The sequence below is a fragment of the Pseudoalteromonas phenolica genome, assembly GCF_005886345.1.
Taxonomy (GTDB): domain Bacteria; phylum Pseudomonadota; class Gammaproteobacteria; order Enterobacterales; family Alteromonadaceae; genus Pseudoalteromonas; species Pseudoalteromonas phenolica_A.
The window spans coordinates 1-928 of the sequence record NZ_PNEC01000067.1; the positions used below are offsets into that span (position 1 = coordinate 1).

Sequence of the window (928 nt, forward strand, 5' to 3'; positions counted from 1 at the left end):
CGGTTTTTGCCTCAAACCTTTCTTTCAAATCAGCTTTTAGGTACAGTGGCGTAATTAAGTTTTAAGTTAGCCTTGGTTTTTCGTTATTCAATTTAAGCTGTGACCAGAATCATCATTCACCAGTCGAACGCTTCTTTGCAATTTTGGGTTTGGTGAGTGTTTTTTAATTTAAAGTTTGGCTTAATGGTGCAGGCGCAAGCGCTTTGAAAGTGGTGTGTCAACGCATAACAAGGTCGTCAACGCGGACAAAAAACTGTTGGCTGTTACGCTTCGCTTCACATTTTAGCCAACAATTTTTTGCCGGTTACAACGGCGTTAGCTACAAAATTAATCATACTTGGAGAGTATAGTGAAAACTGTTTTAATTTTTTTATTTATAGCAGTCTCAAATATGGCATTAGGCGCTGTAGGAGATAAAGTAACCACACAACCATTTGTAGTCGAAGAAATCAGAGTCCAGCTTTATCAAGGAGACGCTTACTATTATTTCTCACCTGCTGGAAAAGATTGGTTAGCTCAAGGGTGCCCATCAACTCCGTACGCATATATTAAAGAATCAGATGCAGGAGCTAAAGCTATCTTATCGGTTGCTTTAACCTCAAAATCGACTAAAACAGCAGTAAAATTTATAGGAAATTGTGGTGATATTAATCAAAACCCAGGGTATATAAATATAACGAATATTGTAATGTAGCTAACAAACACTTCAAATCGGATTCAAAATTATGTCGCATTTTTTGCAAAAACACGCAAAAATAAGCGCCATAATTTTTCACCGTTTAAGCGGGCGTTATGCGTCACTTTAAATCGCTGTCTTTAAAACGGTTTTTACTTAAAGTCTTTCCTTAAAGGTCAGTTTTTAGGTACGGTGACGTAATCAAAATTTAAGTTGGTCTTGGCTTTTTGTTTTTCAATTTAAGCTGTGACC

The 928-nt window shown here is 36.7% G+C and carries 1 protein-coding gene; it reads left to right on the forward strand.

The features are described 5' to 3' along the window. Nucleotides 1-349 precede the first annotated feature (349 nt). On the forward strand, nucleotides 350-694 hold the full coding sequence (locus CWB72_RS19515; RefSeq protein ID WP_138634886.1) for a hypothetical protein: 345 nt from the start codon (nucleotides 350-352) through the stop codon (nucleotides 692-694). The last annotated feature ends 234 nt before the right edge of the window (nucleotides 695-928 follow it).